Below are 6,266 nucleotides of genomic sequence, written 5' to 3' on the forward strand. Positions count from 1 at the left end.
CCGGACGAGGGTAACAATAAAGGTAATTCACCGCAGAATGTCGAGGATGCACACAAAAGTAAGGCGATTAACGATGCGGTCGCCTATATTAGGGGATTGGCAAAACTGCACGGCCGTAATGCCGAATGGGCCGAGCAGGCGGTTAGGCAGGCTGCCAGCTTACCTGCCGACGAAGCATTGAAATTGAATGTCATCGACCTCATCGCCAATAACATGGACGACCTGTTACAGAAACTGGACGGTCGTAAAGTCACAATAGGTGACGAGACCCGAATACTGAAAACCAGCGGCGCGACGGTTGTTAAGATCGAGCCCGATTGGCGCAGCCGACTTTTAAGCGTCATCACCAATCCCAACATCGCCTATATCCTGATGCTGATAGGCGTCTATGGATTGATTCTGGAATTCTACAATCCCGGTGCGGTTTTGCCGGGCACCATCGGCGCCATTTCTTTGTTCCTTGCCCTGTATGCATTCCAGTTGTTGCCGATCAATTACGCCGGCATGGCGTTGATCTTCCTTGGTGTTGCGCTGATGGTTGCGGAAGCCTTCGAACCGAGTTTCGGGATGTTGGGCATTGGTGGGGGGATTGCGTTTGTAATGGGATCGATCATTCTCATCGACACCGACGCGCCCGGTTACGGCATCGATATTTCCATTATCCTGACCTTTGCCATCGCCAGCTTTGTGATCCTGTTTACAGTGGTCACGCTGGCCTTGAAAGCCCGGAACCGACCTGTTGTGAGCGGTATAGAAGAATTGATCGGCGGGCAGGCCAGAGTCGTCGGCGATTTTGACCGCCAAGGTACGGTGGTGATCCACGGCGAACATTGGCGGGCGGTGAGTGAAACACCGTTACACAAAGACCAGATGGTCAAAGTAAAAGCAATCGATAACCTGACTCTCAGTGTAGAGCCATTCGAAGTTTCAACAGAGGAGGATAAGACATGACGGCCTATTCTATGTATATAGCCATTGCACTTGTAGTGCTGTTTTTTGCCAGCGCTATTCGGATTTTGCGCGAATACGAGCGCGGAGTCATTTTTCTACTCGGGCGTTTCTGGAAAGTGAAAGGACCCGGTTTCATTATCGTCATCCCGATTATCCAACAGATGGAAAGGGTGGATTTGCGGACGATTGTCATGGACGTACCCAGTCAGGACGTTATCTCAAGGGATAACGTTTCGGTGAATGTAAACGCCGTGGTGTATTTTCGCGTGATTGAACCGGATAAAGCCATCATTCAGGTCGAGAAGTTCTACGAGGCCACCAGTCAGTTGGCGCAAACGACTTTGCGTTCGGTACTGGGGCAGCATGAACTCGACGAGATGCTCTCCGAGCGTGAGCGTTTGAATGCCGATATCCAGAATGTTTTGGATCAACAGACCGACGCTTGGGGAATCAAGGTCAGTAATGTCGAAATCAAACACGTCGACCTGAACGAGAGTATGATCCGCGCAATTGCCAAACAGGCTGAGGCGGAGCGTAACCGGCGTGCCAAGGTCATCCATGCCGAGGGTGAGATGCAGGCATCCGAAAAACTGTATGAAGCGGCTAAGATTCTCGCCCAGCAGCCTCAGGCATTGCAGTTACGTTATATGCAGACCTTGACGGAAATCGCCAACGAACGATCGAACACCATCGTCTTCCCGTTGCCGATGGAGTTGATCGATTCGCTCTTGAAGAAAGAGAAATGATTGGCGAATCGTCTATGAAACGGGGGAGCGTGTGATTTATCAATTGGCCGCAGATTTCATTGTGTTGTTGCACTTTGCGTTCATCGTATTTGTGCTGTTCGGTGGCTTTATGGTGTTTAAGTGGCGTTGGTTGGCCTGGATCCAGGTTCCGGCCGCAACGTGGGGTGCGTTGATCTCTCTGATTGGTTGGACTTGTCCGTTAACGCCAATGGAAAACAGTTTTCGGCAAGCTGCTGGCGCAGGGGATGTCTATAACGGTGGGTTTATCGACCGGTATTTGGTGACTTTGGTTTATCCGGATGGTGCCACGCGCGAGATGGCGATCGCTATGGGAATAGTGGTGATCACGATCAATCTGGCGGTGTATGTCTGGATTTGGGTCCGCCATAGAAAATAGGCGGACAGCTTTATTCGGGCCGTGAACGTCTTAGCGTTGTGACGCTTTGATAAATGCGCGGGCACGTTCAACTTTATCGATGCAGTTTGGATATTTACCGAATTGCTGCTGGATTTTAGCAGCACTTAACAGGCCTGCGGCTTTGGTGTATTCAACCGTGCCGTCAAATCCTTTGGCCTTGGCGTAATCGAGTTCTTGATAGGCCACTTTCAAGCCGTTTTCGCATTGCAGAGCAAGTGAACTGTTTGGGTTGCTGGCACAACCGACCATTAAAAAAGTAAACAGAGAAAGTACAAGCAGTTTTGTTCGCATTTTAAATACCTCGTCTTGATGTGTGTTCTAGTACGCTTTCCCATTCTAACCGATTAAGTTGAGCAGGTCTTCGAGTTGCTTCATTAGGATTCCATCGATATAACGACCTTGCCTCTGGCGAGTCCGTGTGCGTAGTAGCGCATGGCTTCGGAAGCTTGTTCGAGAGGGTAGCGTTTGTCGATGACGGGACGAACTTTTCCATCCTCATAAAGCTGCGTTAGCATCTCTAGATTTTTATTGGGTTTGAGTATCAACAGCCCCAATTTTCTATCGCTGAACATTGAAACCAGCGGGCCGATCAGAATCGTTTGCAGAGCAAGGGTATTGGATCCTCCAAGCATGACGTAATGGCCTTTGGAATTGAGAACTCGACGATAATCGAAAAGCGAGTGGAATCCTTTGACATCCAGAATCAAGTCGTAAAGGTCTGTATCCCGGGTAAAATCTTGCTGTTTGTAATCAATCAGACGGTCGGCACCGAGTGATTTCACCAGATCCATTTTTTCAGCACTGCATACGGCGGTGACTTCGGCTCCATAGGACTTGGCGATTTGAATTGCTAGGGTTCCCGCACCACCCGAAGCGCCGTTGATCAAAACCTTTTTGTGTTTTCCCGAATCGATTTTTCCTTGGAGCAGCCCTTGTAAAGCCAACAGACCTGCCTGGGGCAGACAGGCGGCATCATCAAACGGCATGTCTTCGGGTTTTAAGGTTAGGGCGTTTTCGTCGGCACATAGGTATTCTGCAAAACCTCCCCAGCCGTTACTGGAAAGGTCTCCAAATACATCATCACCGACTTTAAAACGTTTGACGTTTGCTCCAACCGCTTCGATACGTCCGGCGATGTCGCAACCCAGAATCGGTATTTTGCTTGGTATGAAAATACCCGCCATCCAGCGATTTGCAAAAGGGGTGGCTGTCAAGATCCCCCAGTCCCAGTCGTTGATCGAAACAGCATGCACTTTCACCAGAACCTGGTTCCACTTAGGTTTGGGTTTGGACACTTCTTTCAGTTGGAGTGCTTCGGGGGAACCGTATTTTTCCAAGACGACCGCTTTCATGAACTTTTCTCTCCTGTTTGAGACACCTTTTTATCCTCCTCCTGTATTTGGATGACGACATTGCCGGTTTTATGTCGCTGTTCGACGTAACGGTGCGCCTCGGCCACTTGTTCAAGCGGGTAGATCCGGTCGATGACGGTTTGGAGTTTGCCGTCTTCCATTAAGGCTTTGAGATATTCCAAATCCTCCTGTGTATATTTGGCTAATTTGAATAGTACCCGTTTGCCTCCAATCAGGTTGGTCCAGATGCCTTTGACCAGTTCGGAAACCGTTGGATTAGCCAGAAGGTATCGGCCATGCGGTGTCAAAGAGTCCAAGCACCACGAGAACGGACTTTTTCCGATGGTATCGAAAATGACGTCGAAATGTTGGTTTACCTGATTGAAATCTTCTTTCGTGTAATCGATTGTGTGATCGGCTCCCAATGATTTGACCAAGTCGGTTTTCGTCGTGCTGCATACGGCGGTTACTTCGGCACCGAAAGATTTGGCAATCTGTACGGCATAAGTGCCGATGGTGCCGGTCGAACCGTAAATCAGAACGGATTCACCCGGTTGGATGTTTGCCATTTTGAGGAAGTGCAGGGCGTTGGTACCTCCGACAGGCACACTGCAGGCCTCTTCAAAACTCAGGTTGTCTGGTTTAAACGATAGGGGGGAGGTTGCTTTTAAGCATTTGTATTCGGCGTAGCAGCCGAAACCGAAGTCGGGAACGCCGAATACAAGATCGCCCGGCTTGAAACGCGAGACTTTGTTACCCACCGAGACGATTTCGCCGGCGAGTTGCTGTCCGAGTATTTTGATTCGAGGTTTGAACAGACCGAAAATCGGCCTCATGAGGTAGAGAAGTCGATTATGCATGTGATAGCGGCGCATTTCACAGTCACCGGTTTCAACGGTGGTTGCGTGGATTCTGACGAGAACTTCGTTTTCTTTGGGCACCGGTGTTGCGACTTCCTGCATTTGAAGTACGTCCGGTGCTCCGTAGGCTGTCCAAACAATCGCTTTCATGACCCACCCCGGGAAAGGTTGATTGGATTCCAGTATCGCCTAAGCGTCCGCTGTTTTCAATTATCTGTTTTTGGGGATAGGGGAGTTACCAGATATAAGCACTGGATTTTTTCCCTAAAACCCGGAGTTCGAATACCTTGGAGCAGGCACGTTGCGCAACTCCGTAGCAGACATGAAGAGGCATCAGGTGCTCTTCCCTAGGTTGGCAGTAGCGGGCAAAAGGCGCTTGTTCCCAGTTTTCAAGTCGACGTGTACGTTCCTGTTCGTCGATATCGGGGTTGGAACAAGTGTCGATGAGCCAGGCTTCGAACGACTCGTTCATGTTCTCAGCCTCTGCATTCGGCGGACTGAAAAACGCACGCATGTTGTGGAACGAGAAACCGGATCCGATGATGAGCAGGTTTTCATGACTAAGTTCCGACAACGCTTTGCCGATTTGAATGTGCAGTTTTGGATCCAATGTTTTGACCAGCGACACCTGCACACAAGGAATATCCGCTTCCGGATACATGATTTTCAATGGCACGAACAGACCGTGGTCGAAACCGCGCTGGTCATCCAGTTCGGCGCCAAGTCCGTGCTTATTCAACAACGAATGGATTTCCGACGCCAGTTCTACATTGCCCGGAGCAGGGTATTCGATCAGGTAGGACTCGGGTGGAAAACCACTGTAATCGTAGATCAAAGAAGGATGCGCGCCGCTGGTGATGGTTGGCTTTTTAGCTTCCCAGTGGGCACTGATCACGATAATGGCGGACGGTTTTTCAATCATTCCGGCCATGGTTTTCAGGTTCTCGACCAATTCTTTGTGACCGATATCGCCAAGTAGAGGCATGGGGCCACCGCCGTGAGACAGGAATAATGCGTTTGGTGTTTTAGAGTAATTTGTATCGTTCATGATCGCTTCCTTAGTTAAGGGATTTCATGAACTTAGTTTAAATCTTTTATTTTCTTTAAATGTACGTGAATAATTAATAGATTATTGCGTTAACGAGAACATTGAGGCGCTGTATTAGAATGCAAAATATTATCTTTTTAAAAGTGGACAGTACCGGGGGGAGAGGTTGTTAAAGTTGATGGAACTCTTTAAGAAATTCTTTTCTATCTTGCAGAAACTTTCTATGTTCTTGATGGTTAAGCGGACGTTTTTTTTCATGGAAAGCAGGCGCAATAACGCCCCAGTTGGAATTGCGCGTAAAGTAAACAACCACGTCGATATCGCTGCCTTCCCATTGGTTTAAAACGATGTGGTCATCACCGGAGGCCTCTACTGACTTCACTTGTATTCGGTAATAATTTGGACCATCGGAAATGAGAAGGTCTGTTTTGTGTCCATGATCCAAAATGGGAATGAATACCTGCCAACCATCTTGCATCAGCCAGCTGACGACCATACTTTCATAAGAAGAATTTTTCATGGCCTGATGGGTTTTACTTTTTGTTTGAGTCATTCTTCTTGGCACTTAGGGTATCCTCTATACGCTACATTTTTAACATGTATCGTATGTTAGTTATCTTATTGATGTCAATTGGGTTTTTGTGGTTTTTGTGGGGGGCTTGTTTGGAAGCGAACAGGCCTGTTCAGTTTTGATTGGGTATAAAAAAAGCGGCATAAAGGCCGCTTTTTTTAGTTCTGGTTAAGCTTGAAATTACTTGCCCAGTTTTTCCATCAGGAAGTCGATGAAACCTTCCTGTGCGATGTCTTGCGATTTTTCGTCGCGACGGTTTTTGTATTCCAGCATGCCGTTGTCCAAGCCGCGCTCGCCGATGACGATGCGGTGTGGGATAC

Annotated in this window: 9 protein-coding genes; 3 read left to right on the forward strand and 6 right to left on the reverse strand. The window is 48.5% G+C overall.

The genetic code is table 11. From position 1 onward, the window contains the following. The 3 genes from ABY044_RS12015 to ABY044_RS12025 all read left to right on the forward strand — a co-directional run. The coding region (locus ABY044_RS12015; RefSeq protein WP_373020970.1) for a nodulation protein NfeD at window positions 1-951 on the forward strand (951 nt) is incomplete at its 5' end. Continuing rightward, window positions 948-1,697, forward strand: coding sequence for a slipin family protein (locus tag ABY044_RS12020; protein WP_373020972.1), 750 nt, complete (start codon window positions 948-950; stop codon window positions 1,695-1,697). The genes ABY044_RS12015 and ABY044_RS12020, both read left to right, overlap by 4 nt. Before the next feature lie 31 nt (window positions 1,698-1,728). Next, complete coding sequence (locus ABY044_RS12025) at window positions 1,729-2,094, forward strand: DUF2784 domain-containing protein (protein WP_373020974.1); 366 nt, start codon at window positions 1,729-1,731, stop codon at window positions 2,092-2,094. Window positions 2,095-2,124: 30 nt separating this feature from the next. Here the strand turns inward: ABY044_RS12025 and ABY044_RS12030 are convergent, their stop codons facing one another. The 6 genes from ABY044_RS12030 to ABY044_RS12055 form a co-directional block, all read right to left on the reverse strand. Further along, window positions 2,125-2,406: a hypothetical protein gene (locus ABY044_RS12030; protein ID WP_373020976.1), complete on the reverse strand. Its 282-nt coding sequence runs from the start codon at window positions 2,404-2,406 to the stop codon at window positions 2,125-2,127. 83 nt (window positions 2,407-2,489) lie between these two features. Next, entirely contained in the window at window positions 2,490-3,467 is a 978-nt protein-coding gene (locus ABY044_RS12035) for an NAD(P)-dependent alcohol dehydrogenase (RefSeq protein WP_373020977.1), read from the reverse strand. Continuing rightward, the gene (locus tag ABY044_RS12040; protein WP_373020978.1) at window positions 3,464-4,477 is read right to left on the reverse strand and encodes an NAD(P)-dependent alcohol dehydrogenase; all 1,014 of its coding nucleotides are present in this window, start codon (window positions 4,475-4,477) and stop codon (window positions 3,464-3,466) included. Before ABY044_RS12040 ends, ABY044_RS12035 begins: the two co-directional genes overlap by 4 nt. Window positions 4,478-4,562: 85 nt before the next feature. Then, the gene (locus ABY044_RS12045) at window positions 4,563-5,375 is read right to left on the reverse strand and encodes a class III extradiol ring-cleavage dioxygenase (RefSeq protein ID WP_373020980.1); all 813 of its coding nucleotides are present in this window, start codon (window positions 5,373-5,375) and stop codon (window positions 4,563-4,565) included. A gap of 169 nt (window positions 5,376-5,544) precedes the next feature. Then, window positions 5,545-5,928 (reverse strand): hypothetical protein, encoded by a 384-nt coding sequence (locus ABY044_RS12050; protein ID WP_373020982.1) that lies wholly within the window; start codon window positions 5,926-5,928, stop codon window positions 5,545-5,547. Window positions 5,929-6,126: 198 nt separating this feature from the next. Next, window positions 6,127-6,264, reverse strand: a complete 138-nt coding sequence (locus tag ABY044_RS12055) for a His/Gly/Thr/Pro-type tRNA ligase C-terminal domain-containing protein (protein ID WP_373020984.1) — start codon at window positions 6,262-6,264, stop codon at window positions 6,127-6,129. Window positions 6,265-6,266 lie beyond the last annotated feature (2 nt).

It is taken from the genome of Thiomicrorhabdus sp. (assembly GCF_041583835.1).
Classification (GTDB): domain Bacteria; phylum Pseudomonadota; class Gammaproteobacteria; order Thiomicrospirales; family Thiomicrospiraceae; genus Thiomicrorhabdus.